Annotated in this window: 16 protein-coding genes; 2 read left to right on the top strand and 14 right to left on the bottom strand. The window is 39.4% G+C overall.

The features are described from left to right. The first annotated feature begins 10 nt into the window (after positions 1 to 10). Both AC1TO6_RS17550 and AC1TO6_RS17545 read left to right on the top strand, forming a co-directional pair. Positions 11 to 1,441: an MFS transporter gene (locus tag AC1TO6_RS17550; RefSeq protein ID WP_482102917.1), complete on the top strand. Its 1,431-nt coding sequence runs from the start codon at positions 11 to 13 to the stop codon at positions 1,439 to 1,441. 304 nt (positions 1,442 to 1,745) lie between these two features. Next, positions 1,746 to 2,576 carry a DUF2935 domain-containing protein gene (locus AC1TO6_RS17545; RefSeq protein WP_482102966.1) on the top strand — a complete coding sequence of 277 codons (831 nt, stop codon included), beginning with the start codon at positions 1,746 to 1,748 and terminating at the stop codon, positions 2,574 to 2,576. 254 nt (positions 2,577 to 2,830) lie between these two features. Here AC1TO6_RS17545 and AC1TO6_RS17540 read toward each other — a convergent pair whose 3' ends face one another. The 14 genes from AC1TO6_RS17540 to AC1TO6_RS17475 form a co-directional block, all read right to left on the bottom strand. Next, positions 2,831 to 4,957: an ATP-dependent Clp protease ATP-binding subunit gene (locus AC1TO6_RS17540; protein ID WP_482102916.1), complete on the bottom strand. Its 2,127-nt coding sequence runs from the start codon at positions 4,955 to 4,957 to the stop codon at positions 2,831 to 2,833. Between the two features lie 228 nt (positions 4,958 to 5,185). Then, positions 5,186 to 6,523, bottom strand: a complete 1,338-nt coding sequence (locus tag AC1TO6_RS17535) for a gluconate:H+ symporter (RefSeq protein WP_482102915.1) — start codon at positions 6,521 to 6,523, stop codon at positions 5,186 to 5,188. 612 nt (positions 6,524 to 7,135) lie between these two features. Further along, positions 7,136 to 7,630, bottom strand: a complete 495-nt coding sequence (locus tag AC1TO6_RS17530; protein ID WP_482102914.1) for a DinB family protein — start codon at positions 7,628 to 7,630, stop codon at positions 7,136 to 7,138. A gap of 242 nt (positions 7,631 to 7,872) precedes the next feature. Beyond that, on the bottom strand, positions 7,873 to 9,123 hold the full coding sequence (locus AC1TO6_RS17525) for a benzoate/H(+) symporter BenE family transporter (RefSeq protein WP_482102913.1): 1,251 nt from the start codon (positions 9,121 to 9,123) through the stop codon (positions 7,873 to 7,875). Between the two features lie 293 nt (positions 9,124 to 9,416). Next, the gene (locus tag AC1TO6_RS17520) at positions 9,417 to 10,802 is read right to left on the bottom strand and encodes an NAD(P)-binding domain-containing protein (protein WP_482102912.1); all 1,386 of its coding nucleotides are present in this window, start codon (positions 10,800 to 10,802) and stop codon (positions 9,417 to 9,419) included. 51 nt (positions 10,803 to 10,853) lie between these two features. Further along, entirely contained in the window at positions 10,854 to 11,132 is a 279-nt protein-coding gene (locus tag AC1TO6_RS17515) for an iron-sulfur cluster biosynthesis family protein (protein WP_482102911.1), read from the bottom strand. A gap of 29 nt (positions 11,133 to 11,161) precedes the next feature. Then, a complete protein-coding gene (locus tag AC1TO6_RS17510) occupies positions 11,162 to 11,587 on the bottom strand; it encodes a protein-tyrosine phosphatase family protein (RefSeq protein WP_482102910.1) in 426 nt (141 codons plus the stop codon). An 83-nt stretch (positions 11,588 to 11,670) separates the two neighbouring features. Next, on the bottom strand, positions 11,671 to 13,443 hold the full coding sequence (gene arsA, locus AC1TO6_RS17505; RefSeq protein WP_482102909.1) for an arsenical pump-driving ATPase: 1,773 nt from the start codon (positions 13,441 to 13,443) through the stop codon (positions 11,671 to 11,673). A gap of 12 nt (positions 13,444 to 13,455) precedes the next feature. Then, positions 13,456 to 13,815: an arsenite efflux transporter metallochaperone ArsD gene (gene arsD / locus AC1TO6_RS17500; RefSeq protein WP_482102908.1), complete on the bottom strand. Its 360-nt coding sequence runs from the start codon at positions 13,813 to 13,815 to the stop codon at positions 13,456 to 13,458. Positions 13,816 to 13,903: 88 nt separating this feature from the next. Next, positions 13,904 to 14,323, bottom strand: coding sequence for an arsenate reductase (thioredoxin) (gene arsC, locus AC1TO6_RS17495; RefSeq protein ID WP_482102907.1), 420 nt, complete (start codon positions 14,321 to 14,323; stop codon positions 13,904 to 13,906). Positions 14,324 to 14,345: 22 nt separating this feature from the next. Next, positions 14,346 to 15,644, bottom strand: a complete 1,299-nt coding sequence (locus AC1TO6_RS17490; RefSeq protein WP_482102906.1) for an arsenic transporter — start codon at positions 15,642 to 15,644, stop codon at positions 14,346 to 14,348. 15 nt (positions 15,645 to 15,659) lie between these two features. Further along, positions 15,660 to 16,004, bottom strand: a complete 345-nt coding sequence (locus AC1TO6_RS17485; protein ID WP_482102905.1) for an ArsR/SmtB family transcription factor — start codon at positions 16,002 to 16,004, stop codon at positions 15,660 to 15,662. A gap of 408 nt (positions 16,005 to 16,412) precedes the next feature. Further along, positions 16,413 to 17,204 carry an ABC transporter permease gene (locus AC1TO6_RS17480; RefSeq protein WP_482102904.1) on the bottom strand — a complete coding sequence of 264 codons (792 nt, stop codon included), beginning with the start codon at positions 17,202 to 17,204 and terminating at the stop codon, positions 16,413 to 16,415. A 6-nt stretch (positions 17,205 to 17,210) separates the two neighbouring features. Then, entirely contained in the window at positions 17,211 to 17,981 is a 771-nt protein-coding gene (locus AC1TO6_RS17475) for an ABC transporter ATP-binding protein (protein WP_482102903.1), read from the bottom strand. Position 17,982: the final 1 nt, after the last annotated feature.

Here is a 17,982-nt window from a genome sequence, read left to right as displayed (position 1 = left end):
GAGGTTCACTATGGAAGCAACTAATAGAGGTTCAAACAAATTGATTTTTGGTATCGTGCTAGCCGTTCTTACGTTTTGGTTGTTTGCTCAGTCAATGGTAAACATTATTCCAGCAATTCAAGCAGATTTAGGTATATCACTCGGAACTCTAAATATCGCTATTAGTATAACCTCCTTATTTTCAGGTATGTTTATTGTTGCGGCTGGCGGTATCTCAGATAGAGCAGGCCGTAAAAAACTGACTTTTTTAGGATTAAGTTTAAGTGTTATTGGCTCTTTGTGCCTTGTTCTAGCACAAGATGCTCCACTTTTAATCGCTGGGCGAATCATCCAAGGTATTTCTGCAGCATGTATTATGCCGGCAACCATTGCTTTAGTTAAAGCCTACTTTGATGGAGCAGACAGGCAGCGTGCACTTAGTTATTGGTCATTCGGTTCATGGGGTGGAGCCGGTGCTTGTGCTTTAGTAGGTGGAGCCATTGCGACGTATATGGGATGGAGATGGATTTTTGTCCTTTCAATTGTTATCTCTTTACTAGCGATGTACTTACTAAAAGATATACCAGAAAGCAAGGCTGTCCAGTCTATCAAATCGAAATTTGATTATACGGGTTTACTCATTTTCATTTTCGTAATGCTTGCATTGAATTTAACAATTACACGTGGGCATGAGTTTGGTTGGACGAGTCCACTTACAATCACTTTAATAGTTGCAACGTTAATTGGAACCGCCCTATTCTTTTTAGTTGAAATAAAGAAAAAGAGTAAGTTCATTGAGTTTTCTTTATTCAAGTCTAAAGCATATACAGGAGCTGTCACCTCTAACTTTTTACAAAATGGAATTGCCGGAACAGTTGTGGTTGCGAATACGTATGTGCAATTAGCACGAGGATTTACAGCCTTTCAAACAGGTTTACTAACGATTGGTAATTTAGTTGCTGTGCTCATAATGATTCGCGTGGGTGAGAAAATGATGCAAAAAGTGGGCGCAAGAAAACCAATGATTGCAGCAGCAATCATTACTCCCCTTGGAATCAGTTTAACAGCGTTAACATTTTTGCCTGACTTAGCTTACATCATCACCGTCTTCCTCGGTTTCATGCTTTCAGGTATAGGGCTTGGATTGTACGCAACGCCTTCTATTGAAACCGCTGTGGTAAATATCCCAGAAGATAAAGTTGGGGTTGCTTCAGGTATTTATAAAATGTCCAGCTCACTGGGCTTTTCATTTGGTATAGCGATTTCAACAGCAGTTTATGGTGCAATCTTGCTCACCGGAAGCATAGAGTTAGCAGCAGCTGCCGGGATCATGGTAAATATGGCTTTTGCTATCCCATCCTTAATCTCTATAATGTTAACAATTCCGCACAACGAGGGAAAAAAGGTAACCAAGCTTGCAGCGGAGAAAGTTGAGACTAAAGAAATATCTGTTCTGAATTGAGGTAGGCTTGAAAATCTCTCTTTTCACTGGACTACTTTCAGCCCGCTTTCGGCGGATTAATCACGACGAATTTACTAAGGTTAGAGTGTGGATAGATGTGACTCCGTCACTTCTAGCCACACTCTTTTCGTTAATTCTGTTGTGATTAAATGCCCGGAGATGTAATTTCGGGTAGCTTTCAGTGTATAAATATATAAAAATAGTTACCTACACTTACTGTATTGAAGCCAACTGTTAGTCAGTTATAACACGTGTCAAATTTTTCAAGTAGCCAAACTGCATCATTTCAACTGATCTCGAATACATTGACTATGGTGATAACTATAAGGGGAGTGAATGGCCGATTCCGACATTTGTAACGCAATCATTGGATGAGATTCGATTTTGGTCACGGATTATGAAAGAACATGCTTTCTTTTTAAGTCTTGGATTTAATGCAAGTGATACACAACTCATTCAAGAAGCAAAGCAATACATTGTACTGTTTGAACGCATCGAAGAGCAGATCAGCGATTACAATGAAACAACAGATCCTGATGTCATTAGACAACTAAACATTCAAGTCTACCAAGCGGCAGCTTCTATTTGGGCTTATAAACGAAAAGTACTTGGATTGATATTAAGTTGCCAAATTATCTCCAACAATTTCCCTTTACTAGTTGACCATACGAGCCGAGAAGCTGCCTATTTCGCTAAACGATTGAAGGAATTAAACGAAGGTAAGCTGAAACCTTTACCAGAGGCAATTATTAAAGAGAATGTGTTTTTCTTGAAAATAATGGCGGATCATTCAAAATTCATCGGACACCTGCTAGATCCTTCGGAAAGAAAACTTGTCGATCAAGCACGAGGGTTCAGCCATGATTTCGACCAACTTCTTTACCAAGCACAGGATTTAGATCACATGCGCCCTCAGTCAGAAACACAACCACTTTTAGAACAATTTTTAGACCAAAATCGTGTTTCTGTCGTATCGTTACGCGATTTCAAAAAAACAGCACGTGATTTAATTGAAGCCTGTAAAATAAAGAGCAATATACCCGCCCTTCTTGCCGACCATGTATACCGTGAAGCGGATCACTTCCTTCAAATTATTGATGCATTCGATGAGCATCTTACGACACAACAAGCTTAATGCCTTACTATGTATTAAATAATGCTTGTTACACAATCTCAAAATCGAATTCAATTCAACTACCCCCACTATGACTTCTGTATAGATGGGAGTAGTTATCGTGCCAATAAATAGCCGGCAATTAATGGCACACTGAGTTATTCCTTCTTTAACCAAATTGTTGAGTACTTTACCTAAAATGAAAAAACTGTCAACCAAACGGATTTGGTTGACAGTTTTCTTTATATTAGGAGATACCTGTGTCAAACATATAGTTACACTATGTTAACAACAATCTCTTCCTCTACGAGATCGACACGGACTTTTTCAACATGCTCTTCCAAAATAATATCTGTTAATGGATCTTCAATTTTATCTTGAATGACTCTACGAAGTGGTCGAGCTCCGAACCGTTTATCGTAGCCTAGTTTGACCAATGCTTGTTTTACTTCTTGGGAAATCGTGATATCAATATTATTTTCTTCGATTGTTACTTGTAAATCAACAAGCATTAATTCCACGATTTCAAGTAGATTTCCCTCTGTTAATTCGTTAAATGAAACAATTGCATCGAAGCGATTGAGAAATTCAGGTTTGAAATAATCGCCTAACATTTCTAGCATCGTAACGGATTCATGTACTGTTTTATTGAAACCGACACTCACTTTTTTGTCGCCTGTTCCAGCGTTACTTGTCATAATAATAACCGTATCTTTGAAACTGACTGTCCGACCATGTGAATCTGTTAAGCGGCCATCCTCCATAATCTGAAGGAACATATTTTGAACGTCTGGATGCGCTTTTTCAATTTCGTCAAGGAGTAATATTGAATAAGGATTCCGGCGTATTTGTTCTGTTAATTGACCAGCGTCTTCATGCCCAACATAACCTGGAGGGGAGCCAATAATTTTAGACACCGCATGTTTCTCCATATATTCACTCATGTCGAGACGGATTAACGTGTCACGTGAACCAAATAATTCTTCTGCTAGGACTTTTGTGATTTCTGTTTTACCAACACCCGTTGGACCGACAAATAAGAAGGAGCCAATGGGACGGTCTTTCGATTTAAGTCCCGCACGGCTACGACGGATTGCTTTTGCAATTTTATCAACCGCTTCTTCTTGACCGATGACTTTTTTATTGAGGTTTTCCTGAAGACCTTTCATTTTCACCTGTTCTGCCGCTTGTAGTTTTGTCACAGGAATTCCTGTTTTCTCTTCGACAATTAACTCAATATCTGCAACAGTAACTTCTATTTTTTTAGCTTCCCCATTTTGTTTCGCTTCTTCCAATTGTTTACGTAATTGAATTTCTTCATAACGTAAATTTGCCGCTTTTTCATAGTCTTCCAATTCTGCTGCTTGTTCTTTTTCTTGAATGATTTCGCCTAGACGCACTCCAAGTGAATCTGAATCCGAATTAGGGATGACGTGTGCAAGGTTTAAACGTGACCCGACTTCATCCATCAAATCAATCGCTTTGTCCGGTAAAAAGCGGTCCTGAATATAACGTTGTGATAAGGTGACAAATGCTTGAATCGCTTCATCTGTATAGTGTACTTCATGGAAGTTTTCGTAACGTCCTTTTATTCCACTTAAGATTTTAATCGTATCTTCTGCCGATGGTTCCTTGACGATAATCGGTTGGAATCGACGTTCAAGTGCGGCATCTTTTTCGATTTGACGATATTCTTTCAATGTCGTTGCCCCGATGAGTTGCAAGCCTCCCCGTGCTAAGGCTGGCTTCAAAATATTACCGGCATCCATTTGCGATCCTTCTGTTGAACCCGCACCAACGAGCAGGTGAATTTCATCAATGAATAAAATAACATCTGTCCGGGCTTGAAGTTCTTCAATGAGTTGTTTCATCCGCTCTTCAAACTGACCACGAATGCCTGTATTGGTAACAAGTGAAGCAACATCTAGTAAGTACACTTCTTTATTCTTTAGTTTCACCGGTACATCGCCTTCATGGATTTTTACTGCGAGCCCTTCGGCGATTGCTGTTTTACCAACTCCAGGCTCACCAATTAGCACTGGGTTGTTTTTATTTCTTCTATTTAACGTTTCAATGACGCGTTTCACTTCTTGATCGCGTCCGATGACTGGATCAATCTGTCCATTTCTTGCATCATTTGATATATTTTTACCAAGTTGGTCTAACAAACCGTTGCCGTGACCTTCTTGTGTTTGCTTTGTTTGAGTTCTTGCCTGTTGGCCGCCGTTAGCTTGGGAAAAGGGATTCGCATTGTTGCTAAATGACGGCATCTTACCTGCTTGTAATTGACCTTGGATTTCTTGAAAGCATGGATGACACATATTAATGTGCATACCTTGCTGATTTACTTGAAATCTCAAACTCATCGTCGCTTCGTTTTTATCACAATGTTGACATTTCATATTCTATTCCTCCCTCAATTTTTCATTTATCTATCTTTCCTGACTTTGACTATATTTGATCTATGGACTTATTATACACTGACCTTTTTTGACTTTCAAGAAACTTGCTTACATATCCTTGAATATTTTTAATGAAGACTACTCGTAAAATCAGCTTAGCCACATGATCTTCAAATAAAAAAACTGTCAACCAAATCCATTACCGTGGACTTGAATGACAGTTTTTTATTAGATAAACAAGCTAAGCAGTAGTACAACACCAAGACCAACGACTGAGGTCGTGAATAATAACAGGCCCCAGGTTTTAAACGTATCTTTAATGGATAAGTTAAAGTACTCTTTAAACAACCAGAAGGATGCGTCATTTACGTGAGTAATTGTATTACTTCCTGCCGCTGTTGCTAAAACCATTAATACAGGATTCACATCAAATGTATGAATTAGCGGACCCACAATACCTGCAGCAGTAATTGCAGAAACAACACCCGTCCCCGTAGCAATACGTAACATTGCAGTAATGACCCAGGCCATAATTAATGGCGATACACTTGTATTTTCCATCATTCCTGCGATGAAGTCACCAATGCCTGTATCCAAAATGATCTGTTTGAAAGCTCCACCAGCACCAACAATGAAGATAATCATCGCAATACCTTCAATAGCACCTGAGAACGAATTCATAACTTCCGGCATTGTTCTACCTCTGCGTATGCCGAATACATAAATGGCAACCAATACAGCGAGAATCATGCTAATTTCGGCACTACCAAGGAAATTAATAATTTGATAGAACATCGTTCCTTCTTCTATAAAGAAATCCAAAATCGTTGCCGATGTAATGATGATTGCTGGCAATAACGGTACAATTATACTTACAGCAAATCCAGGCATTTCATCTTCAGCAAATTCTTTCGGCTTCTTCAACATTGGTGGTACAGGACGATCCAAATTACGTAGCATTCTAGGTAAAATAATACCTGCTGCAATTACTGATGGAATGACTACGATCAGTCCCAATATGTAAACCATCCCCATGTCTGCACCATAAGCCTCAACAAGTGCAGTTGGACCAGGTTGTGGTGGGAATATACTATGCGCCATTGTAGCCGAGGCAACCATCGTGATACCTAAGCGTAAATATGGAATTTTTGCTTCAATTGCAATACTGATGACAAGTGGTGCCAATATGATAAACGCCACTTCATAAAATACTGAGACACCAAAAATGGCACCAACAATTAAAATTGCCCATTCAACATTCTTTACGCCAAACTTGTTTAATAAGGTAGAAGCTACCCGTTGAGCAGCACCGGAATCCACCATTAATTTACCAAGCACAGCACCCATTCCGATAATGATTGCCAAACTTCCGAGCGTTCCTCCAAAACCTGTCTTTATCGATACGACGACCATATCTAATGTTAACCCGTTTAAAATACCTACCAGTATCGCTACAATCAAAAGGGCAAGTACACTATTTAGTTTTACCACAATGTTCAAGTAAAGGAGTAGCGCTACCCCAAGAGCTACCCAAATAAGCGGTAAATAAGTTATAATCCAATCCATCTTTATTCTCCCCCCAAGTCTACTTGCAGTTTGTTCTAATAGCTTCGAATCGCTTTTGCGCATGTGGACTGACATTTCTAATTATTGATGGTCAGTCAAGCACAGTAACCTTGTAACCGCTTACTCCAAACCAATTAATCATTACTTTCGATATTTGCAGATTATCATGCATAATTTAAGCGTTGCTTAGCATTACACGCCAATAGTAGATAACAACACAAATACCTCTCTTCGATAGAAAAGCTCTTAACTCTCATCTATTTTAAGATAAAACGGTTTAGTAAACCGATTTACTTCACTCAGTATATAATGAAAGTGCTTTCAATATCAAATAAAAATTCAATTCTGTGAAATATCCTCTCCTCATGCTTGGCTCTTTTTCATTTTTACTATGTATCTAAAACTTTTTTCACCTAATATAATTTCCGAATTAAGGAAATATCAATCTACGAATTTGCGGATGAACTTGGAATTCCGTTATCGAAAGAGAGTAACTGCAAAAGAGCATCGGCAAAGTACTCCCGATGCTCTTCTTCAATGCAAAGATTCTTCTTACCGGACCACTGCTCCACTTGACCAACCCATGAATGCTCGTCCCCTGGCTGATGATAGTCACTCAACGTCCATTTCAATTGTTTTTTTCAATTGTTTCAAGTGACGTTTTTCATGCAATCCGACAAATAGAAACCATTGACTCAATGGAATTTGTCCAAATATCGGATGTTTGAGTGATTTATCACGGAGCACTTCTTTTGTGCTTGTTTCATACACATCTAATAAGAAGATACGGGAATGATAGAGTTCATTTTTCATTTCTACTTTTGATTTATACTCTTTTGTCGGAACTGTAAACTCCGGTGCTTCCACTTTAATTAAGCGATTCGTAGACAATGCTATCGGTTTTTTCATACATTTTAGACTATCGGGGTTATTAAGTTCTCTGGCAATATTAGTCGCAATCACTGTTTCCATTCTCGCTAGGTGTTCGAAGATTTGTTTTGGAGACCATCCCCCATTTGAAGGTATTTTATTGAACTGCTCATCTGTCAATGGATCAATTGCTTTAAATAACTCTTTTCGAATAACAGTATTTTTTCCCAACACCATTTAATTTGCTCCTTTTATTACCCCGAAAAACTTTTCCGTTATTGTTTACTTATCTACATTATAAGCTTTTCTATTTTTTCGCAAGTCATCATTTAATAGAGTCTAAATGAATTCAGCATTCTACTTCGGCATCCCATACCTTTTAACAAAGGTGACTGATACATTAGCATCAAATAACGGCCACCTATCAAACGGGTGGCCGTTGAAAAAGAGGTACCTGATACTCAATTGAATGCAAATGTTTAAACGGTCGTTTCCACTTTCGATCCTATCACTTTTTCTACCTTTGCTTTCCATACAAAATGGTCTTTTTCAACAACAATAGAGACGAATAAACTTCCGATAATTGCCCATAATGGTGCGCCAATATTGAAGAAACTCACACCTGACATGCCTATTATTAAGGCAAAAAAAGCACCCATTTGAAACTTACTGTCTGAAAAGGCTATTTTGAGTGCATTCATAAGTACCCCTAGCATCGCAAGACCAGCAATTACACTAATAATTACACCCGGCATGGCAATCACAAGCGGAACGACTACAGCCGCAAACAGTCCAAAAGTCGAGAATAACCCTCCACAAACAACGGCTGCAACATACCGGCTTTCTTTTTTCCCAACTTCTTCAGCAGAACAGATCGCTGTCATCGGTCCCGCGATATTAATAGCATGAGCGCCGAAAAACGAAGCGATTACACCAACAATTGAACCGTAAATCGCCATCGCATTATTTGGCGGCTTGTACCCTTGAGCCATTAACACACCTGACGCTTGAGCACTTTCGGTACAGATTATAAGTAACGCAAGCGGAATTCCAATCGACAGTAAAGCATCAAAACTAAATGCAGGTAGGATTAACTGTGGAAGAATGAATGCATTCTGGACGTTCTGAAGCTGAAATTCATTAGTAAAGACGGCCAACAAAACTGCGACAAGTAATGCCGATAAAACAGGTGGGATTTTTTTGAAAAATCGTGTAGAAAGTAAAAAAACTAGAATTGCAGAACCTGCTAGTATGGGAGAAATGGTAACTGACGTAATCATTTCCGTCGAAAAACGGATCATTACGCCAACAATCATGCCCATGACAATCGGGACAGGTATCCATTTCATCACTTTGTTGATTAAGCCTGATGCACCGAGAATAATCACGAGGATATGGGCAAATAGATAAGCCCCTATAGCTTCTTGGAATGAATAATGAGTCAAAGCACCTGCAACTAATACTGCTCCGGCAATCGAATGTGCACCTGCGATGGGCTGACGATACTTTATAGATAAAAACATACCGAGCAATCCGCTAAAAAAATAAACAGCAAATATCCAACTAATGGTTTCAGCATACGTCAAGCCCCCACTTGTCGCAGCTCCAATGATGATCAAAGCAGGGCCCGTACACCCAAATATTGCTGCAACTAAGCCAGCACTAACCGTACTCACATTTAGATTCTGACGTAAATCTTTAATGTTTAAGAGTAAAAATTTTCCCTTCATTCCCCTAGCCCCCTAAATCTACCAATACTTCTCCTAGTAATATACACCATTTTTTTAAATATTGTGGGTATTCTGATTAAAAAGAGTGAAAAGTCCCAATTATAAAAAATTTGAAGATGTTAAAAAAATGCATTCAGCGATATTTAAACCCTGTTTCGGTAACTGTAAATAATAGGAGATACTAAAGTAAGATTACATGTTCGTATCGCAATGACAAATAAACACTTAACAAGAGTTACCAGAAGTAGACTCTTTGTTAAGTGCATCTTTGTCCATTTTTCCATTAAAATACCCTAAGATCTAGGTATTGCATTACAGCAAGATTGTTCTTGTTTTGTTGATGCAAGGTTTACACTGCATACACCTGTTTCAGGTAAGTCCAGCTCTACTTTCTTTGCTGATTCATAGTCGCCCGTCAGATAAGCCACGATTGATCGCACTTGTTCATATCCAGTTGCCATTAAAAACGTCGGTGCTCTTCCATAACTCTTCATACCAGCAATATAAAAGTCCTTCTCTGGTTGTCTTAATTCTTTCTCCCCATGAGGACGAACGGTTCCACAACTATGAATGTTGGGATCAATTAACGGAGCCAGTACTGCAGCGCTTTCAGTAGCAGAGTCAATTTGTAATCTGATTTCATTTAAGAATGTGAAATCAGGGCGACTTCCAGTGTTTACAATCAACTCATCTATCCTATCAATAGAAAGACTTTCACCTTTAAACTTACCAAAAATTTTTAATGAATCATCTATCATCAAAACTTTTTGAACTTGATATGGCGTATAAACTTTGACACGTCCGGAATTCACCAATTGATGAATTTTCAATCCAAGTTCCCCTCTTGCTTGGAGAGCATCTTTTTCTTCACCCCCATAAGCCTCTTCAACATTACTTTTGCGGAGAATCCAAATGATTTCATTGGAATTGCTTTCATTGAGTTTAGTCAATTCTAGAATTGTATTGATTGCGGAGTGACCACCACCAATTACAGCTACACGTTTACCTGTATATTTCTCTCGGTCTTTACCGTTAATGTCGGGTATCCCATAATGAATATTGTTTTGTAATGAAATTTCTTCCTTCGTCCATACACCATCCGCGTTTACAGGGTTTGGTTGTCCCCATGTTCCTGTTGCATCGATAATAGCTTTTGCCTCAATTTGTTCAGTACTACCATTTTGATCACAGTAAAGAACAAACGGAACATCTTCACGTTTAATTGACTTCATCTTATCCAACCCTTTTTTGCTAACGGCTAACACTTTGGTATTCAAATGAATGTACGGCTGGATTTCCGGTAAACTTGCCAATTTCTCTAAGTAATCCTCCACCAATTTCTTTCCTGTTGGCAGCTCATCAGGGGTAGGGGCGTCCCATCCATGTTTTTCAAGTAGCTCACGGGCGACTTTGTCAACATTGTATTGCCATGACGAAAATAATCGAACGTGTCCCCACTGAAGTATATGGTTACCAACGTTTGTACCAGATTCCAAAACCAGAAACTGTTCACCTGACTTAGCCAAATGTGCAGCTGCGGCTAATCCAACTGGACCTGCACCAATAATGACGACAGGCAATGAACTCGTTTCTTTTTTTGTAAGATCTAAAAGCATAGGAACAGTATTTATTGAACAACAAGTGCCATTGCCTACATTAAGATTTACCTGTTTTTTCATCTTTTACGTCTCCTCTAGAGGAATACAGAGCAAACCAAGTGAGCTCTATATTCAACAGTTATTCGGCGCACCAACCATGACCAGTCCGGATTGCTCACCTTCAGTTTCAAAATCCAACGTCAAACTTTTCACAAATTCCTCAGCTTGTCGGGCAACTGAAACTTGAACATCATTAATAACAGAAATCACATCTGACTCTTCTGGCATATCAAGGGATAAACCGATTTGCGGTCCACAGCAACCCTCAATAGTGTAGACCCGAAGTCCTTTAGCTTGCTGCTCTTTCAAAAGTGATTGAATATACTCTTTGGCTTCATTTGTGATATTCATTATTTTCTCTCCTTCTTTTTACATCCAGACTAGGCATCGGGGAATATTCTTTTTAATGAGTCTCTCATCGCTGACTTCACATTAATCTTAGGACGAATTGTTTTCGCTTTTTCCTCCGCTTCAGCAATTGTGTCCGCTTTGCCAAGGGCTAATAGTGTTCCGATAGCCACAGTACCTGTTCGGTTACTGCCTCCACCGCAATGAAAGAAAACTTTCTTTCCATAATTATAAGAGTTGACGACCAAATTGATAGCTTCTTTAACAGATCCATCCTGCTGATCGGCATCATCTACAATCGGACTTTGAAATTGATTTTTATCCGATGAAATATTCGTGGATTCTGCACGTAAATCTACGATTACATCTACTCTTTCATTCTTCATAATAACCACTGCATCATCTGCACTGCCAATAAAAATACCATCAATTAATTCCTGATATTTTTTTGTCGTCATCCTTCTTTCACCTCGCTCAATGTTGAACTCCAATGTTCCTCACAGAGAACTTAGGATTACTACTGTGCTGTACCTCTAAAATTTTACAGAATAAATTCTTTTAATTTGTTGTAGCCAATCTTCTCTTCATGCAACCACGGGATCACTGCACATTGCGAGGCTAATTCATCTTTCACTTTTTTAATCCATTCTATTTCAGAAAGTGCACGCCCTCTTAAGACAAAATCAGTTGTATCCGTTGCGTACAAGCTTTGATTAATTATCCACCACTTCGGGTCAATCTGGGCACGTTTAAGGTCTTCCTGTAATCGAGCGGCTTCTAAAACCGGTGTAGCTTCGGCCAAAGTCACAATGACTACACCAGTTTCTTCTGGATTTCTCAAACGCGGAAGAAGCTTCTTCACACTTTCAGGTACATCACCATTCGAACGGCTCATTTCTTTGTGATACGCTTCCGTCGAATCGAGCAACAACAATGTGTGACCGGTCGGTGCTGTATCAATCACAACGATTTCATTTTCCGACTTCTCCACAACTTCCGCAAATGCTCTAAACAAAGCAATTTCTTCCGTACATGGCGATTCGAGGTCTTCCTTCAAATAGGCAAGCCCTTCTTCATCCAGTCCTTTTCCAGCTGTCGAAAGCATTTCCTGCTTATATCTTTCTACTTCAATTTCTGGATTAATGCTGCTAATCGTCAGATTGTCTTTCAAAATACTACCTTCAAACGTGTACGCAATATGGGCTGCTGGGTCTGTTGTAGTCAAGTGTACGCGATGACCTTTCTCAGACAGACCGACCGCAATTGCTGATGCAATCGATGTTTTGCCAACCCCACCTTTACCCATTGTGAAGATTACACGTATGTTTTTTGATGAAAAATCATCGATTACTTTGTTTAAGCCCGGAAGATGAAGCGTTTCTTTGCTAAGACTGTCATCTTCAAACAGGTTAATAGTATAAGAGCTAAATAAGTGCCGGAGGTTATCAACTCCTGTTAATGAATACGACACGAATGGAAGGGAGAACGTCACAACCTGTTTTAATGCTTCGGGTGTTTCCTTCAGTGCACGGCGCTGTCGCGCATAAAACGCGGTTGACGCCTCATCTTCGGGATGATGCGTCTGAAGAAGCCCATTAATGATGAGTAACTGATTTTTAATGCCGATTTCTTTCAGCTCTGAGGAAGCCCGATTCGCTTCAACTAAAGAAGACACATCCGGACGCGACACCAAAATTAGAGTCGTTTTTTCTGGATTAGAAAGTGATTCTACAGCCTTCGTATACAACTCTTTTTTCTCTCCAAGACCTGACAGTGGACCCAAGCAGGAAGCACCGTGTGTACTTTCTTCTAGAAACCCGGTCCATGCAGTTGGTAATTGTAAAAGACGCAGTGTGTGCCCGGTCGGCGCAGTATCAAACAATACGTGATCATATTGATTTAACACATCCTCATCGGACAACAGATGAGAAAATTCATCAAATGCAGCAATTTCAACTGTGCAAGCACCCGATAACTGTTCTTCCATTGTTGCGAGAACAGCATCTGGCAACTTACCCCGATAAGGACCAACAACTTTTTCACGGTATGTTTTCGCTGATGCTTCGGGGTCTATATTGCAAGCAAATAAGTTGGTTACACTCGGAATAGCTATTGGTTCATTCGTCAATTCTACATCGAGGACATCCTGTAAATTTGAAGCAGGATCGGTACTTACTAAAAGTACTTTTTTCCCCTGGTCGGCGAGTGTCACTGCTGTTGCACAAGCTGTAGATGTTTTACCGACACCGCCTTTTCCGGTAAAAAACAAAAATGGGGTTAGTACGGTTTTGTTAGGATTGAATAATGGATACATGGTTATTCCCCCTTATTTGTCAAACTTGACAGAAACACGTACACGTGGTTTATCCTGAAGTTCAGCTGTCTTTACATCAAGCCATTCTGCTAACTCTTCGTTTGTCGGATAGGCACCCACTTTTACAATTTCATGATTAACAAGTATCAGAGGAAGAGCATCTGGTCCTTTTTCAAGAAGCACCTTATTTACTACTGTATTGTCTACAAATGCACCCGGATCATTCCCGAGATTATAGCGTGTAATATCAAATTTCTGTTTTTCAAGTGAGTAGACAGCGGATGCGACACGCGTTAATTCCGGATCTACACCTGGTCCGCAGACCCCCGTTGAACAACACATTGCAGGATCAAAAATTTCAACCTTTGTCATTATCAACAGCTCCTTCATCATTGTATAATCATATCCTTATATATTTATCATAAGGAAAGCCGGGATGTGAATCCACGGCTTTTTTTATTTATTCACCAGTTTTAGCGAAGCGTTCAATCCTAGCACCAATTTCATCACGTACACGCTGGAAGAATACCCATTTTTCTTCATCTGTTCCCTCTGCTTTTGCAGGGTCATCAAACCCCCAATGATCACGTTTTACATGGGGTGGTGTCATCGGACACTTGTCAGCAGCATCCCCACAAAGAGTGACGACAAAATCTGCATTATTTAAGATTTGCGGATCAATAATATCTGAAGTTTGAGTAGAAATGTCGATACCAACCTCATTCATAGCTTTTATAGCATTTGGATTAACGCCATGAGCTTCAATCCCAGCACTGAGAACTTGCCATTCTTCACCAAGAACCTTTTTGCCCCACCCTTCAGCCATTTGGCTACGGCATGAGTTACCTGTACATAAGAAATAGAGTGTTTTTTTCGACATAATGAAGATCCCCTTTTGTGTTCTATTGTATGAATGACAACCATAAATACAGTCCGATTAGTGTAATCAGCAGTGTAGGAACTGTTAAGATAATACCGATTTTAAAATAGGTACCCCAAGAGATTTTTACGCCTTTTTGAGACAATACATGCAACCACAATAAAGTGGCCAAAGAACCGATTGGCGTGATTTTGGGACCTAGATCCGACCCAATGATATTTGCATATATCAAAGCCTCGCGAATAGGACCTGAAGTAGTCGTTTCTGATATAGCCAACGCGTTAATCATGACCGTAGGCATATTATTCATAATTGATGACAATACCGCAGCAATAAAGCCCATCGAAATCGTTGCTACAAAGAGTCCTTGATCGGCTGCCAATTGAATGACGTCACCCAGTACGCCTGTGAGACCGACATTACGCAATCCGTAAACGACAACGTACATCCCAACTGAGAAGAATACGATGGACCAAGGTGCACCTTTAAGGACTTGCTTCGTGTGAACAGCTGGACTCCTTTGAGCCATGGCCATAAAGAATATCGCCGTAATCCCAGCAATAATAGATACAGGCAATCCTGTAAACCCACTAGAGAAATACCCTACGAGTAATACGCTTAAGATCACCCAAGCTAGTCGAAACAACTTTAAATCTTTGATAGCATCCTTCGGTTCTTTTAAATCTGAGACATCATAGTCTTTAGGAATACTTTTACGGAAGAATAACAACAACACTAAAATACTCGCAACTAATGCAAATAAATTTGGGACAATCATTCTAGAGGCATATTCGACAAATCCGATACCGAAAAAGTCTGCTGAAACAATATTAACTAAGTTACTTACGACCAATGGTAACGAAGTCGTATCTGCGATAAAACCACTGGCAATGATGAATGGAAAAATCATCTTTTCACTGAAATTTAAATTTCGTACCATTGCAAGCACAATTGGCGTTAGTATAAGGGCAGCCCCATCGTTTGCGAACAAAGCAGCAACGATCGCTCCAAGAATGCTGACATACACAAACATCCGAATCCCACTGCCTTTAGCCAATCTAGCCATATGTAGGGCAGACCACTCGAAGAAACCAATTTCGTCTAAGATTAATGAGATAATTATGATTGCAACAAAAGCAAGCGTAGCATTCCATACAATACCAGTTACATCGATAACGTCCTGAAAATTAACTACGCCCACTAACAATGCGATTACTGCACCAATACAAGCAGACCATCCAATTGATAAATTTCTAGGCTGCCAAATAACAAAAATAAGTGTGATTATGAAAATCAATGATGCCGTTATAACTGAAACCAACGTTCTTTCTCCTCCTTATTGACAACAAACCCGAAGCCCTTTAACTTCCAGCTCAGCGATTGATTCATTCTGTTCCGGTAGATGTTCAAGGATGCCTTGAACAAACGGGTAATCTTTATGATTCTCATTAATCGAGAAGAAAATCCATTGACCTCTACGTTCTTCTTTCACTAACTCAATATCTCTAAGTTTACGTAAGTGCTGGCTAATCGCCGGCTGACTCATGTTAAAAATCTCAACGAATTCACACACACAGCATTCGTGTGACTTAAGTAACTTCATCATCGTCAAACGAGTTGGATCTCCGAGCAACTTTAATAATTGCGATGCTCGCTGCAGATCAATTGTTCCTGTTGTCATGTATCATCCCTCCGCTTCATCATCATTGTATAACCATATGCTTATATGTGCAAGTGTGTTTTTTACTTCCCTAGAAATTCATTTCTTCGAAAACGAAGAACAATTTACGCACTCGATTAATTATAGAAATAGTAAAGAAAAACCGCATGGAATTGACTAAATTTGTACTATTCACTAAATAACCAAAATCAAACACCCTCTAGACCCACCAGTCTTCTTAACAGTTCGAACCACATTGAGTCATAATCTTAATCTATTTTTTCAAATGGGGTCAGCTCCGTAAGAAAAAATAATTAGGCTACGTACTTCAAAGATTTGAACCCTAATTTTTGGGATGACAAAAGGATTAGTTCTTGTCGATAGCAACAAGAACTAATCCTTTTGATTTACTAATTTCACTAACTTATTTCACTTCCATGGTATGAGCTTATACTCCAACCACTGAAGAAACCGATTAAAACTCAATCCTAGTAAGGATAAAACCAGTACCCCTACCATAAGCTTCGTTGTAATCATTAAATTACCATAATGTAATACCATTGACCCTATACCATTTTGCGCTGCAATCATTTCTGCAGAGACTAGCAACAGTAGTGACGTCCCTGCAGCAAGTTTCAGACCTGCAAAAATCATCGGAAGTGAGCCAGGTAAAATAACCTTACGAATGAGGTTAAATGGACCCGATCCAAATGTTACTGCCGCTTTTATCAAGATAGGATCAACATTCTTCACACCAGAGAACGTATTGATGACAACTGGAAAAAAGACGCCCAATGCGATAATCGTCACTTTTGATAATTCGCCAATACCCAACCATAGGATGAATAGCGGCAAAAGAGCGATTTTCGGAATTGGATAAATTGAGTACACAATCGGTGTTCCGATTGCATCTGCCCATTTGGAATAACCAAGGATCAGGCCGATTAAAATACCCAAAATGGATCCAATAACATATCCAACAACAATTCGGTATAGACTTGGAACCAGGTTCTCATAAATTTCGCCACTCACAAGCATTTCCCAACCTGTAACGACAATCGCTGAAGGCGCGGGTAGAAATAAAGGAGAGACAATGTTCAAGCTGCATATAATTTCCCACAGCACAATTAGACCGACTAAACCTAAAAAAGAAGCATAAAGTGGAACTTTTTTATCAAGAAAAGCAACGCGGTTAGTAATTATTTGTCTATGTTTAGTCATTCATTTTCACTCCTTTAGCGCTTCCTCAGCATCTTGACGAATAAGCTGCCAAATATCATCTGCATATTGCTCAAATTTGGCTCTGTGTTGTTCTTCATTTCTTCCCATTTTAGGTAAATCAATCGTAATAATTTCTTTAATCTGTCCCGGATGTCTAGATAAAACAATAACTCGATCCGCTAAATAAACAGCCTCTTGAATGTTGTGTGTCACATAAAGCGTACTCAATTTCGTACGATTCCAAATCGTCAATAGCTCCTCTTGCATTAGCGTTCTTGTTTGGGCATCTAAAGCAGAAAACGGCTCGTCCATCAACAGTAAATCCGGTTCAACTGCAAGTGCCCTAGCAATTCCGACCCGCTGTTTCATACCACCAGACAATTGTTTTGGATATGAATCTTTGAATCCTGTTAAACCGACCATATCTATATAAAAATCGCCTTTTTCTTTTTGCTCTTGTTTGCTTACCTTTTTTTCTTCTAACCCATAAATAACATTTTCATAAACGGTACGCCATGGCAGCAAAGCAATCTCCTGAAAAACAATTGCTAAATTCGGCTTCTTTTCCATAACACCTTCAAAATAAACCGTACCACTCGTAGGTGACAATAAGCCGCCGACAATATTTAGAAGCGTCGACTTCCCACAACCACTGGGGCCTACTAAGACAACAAACTCCTTCTCTTCAATAGAAAAGTTTATATTGTCTAACGCCAATACTTCACCTTTTTTCTTATCACCAAACATCTTACTGACATCTTCAATGACGATTTTCATC

The sequence above is a fragment of the Sporosarcina sp. Y352 genome, assembly GCF_056786535.1.
This window is presented reverse-complemented; position numbering and strand designations above follow the sequence as displayed.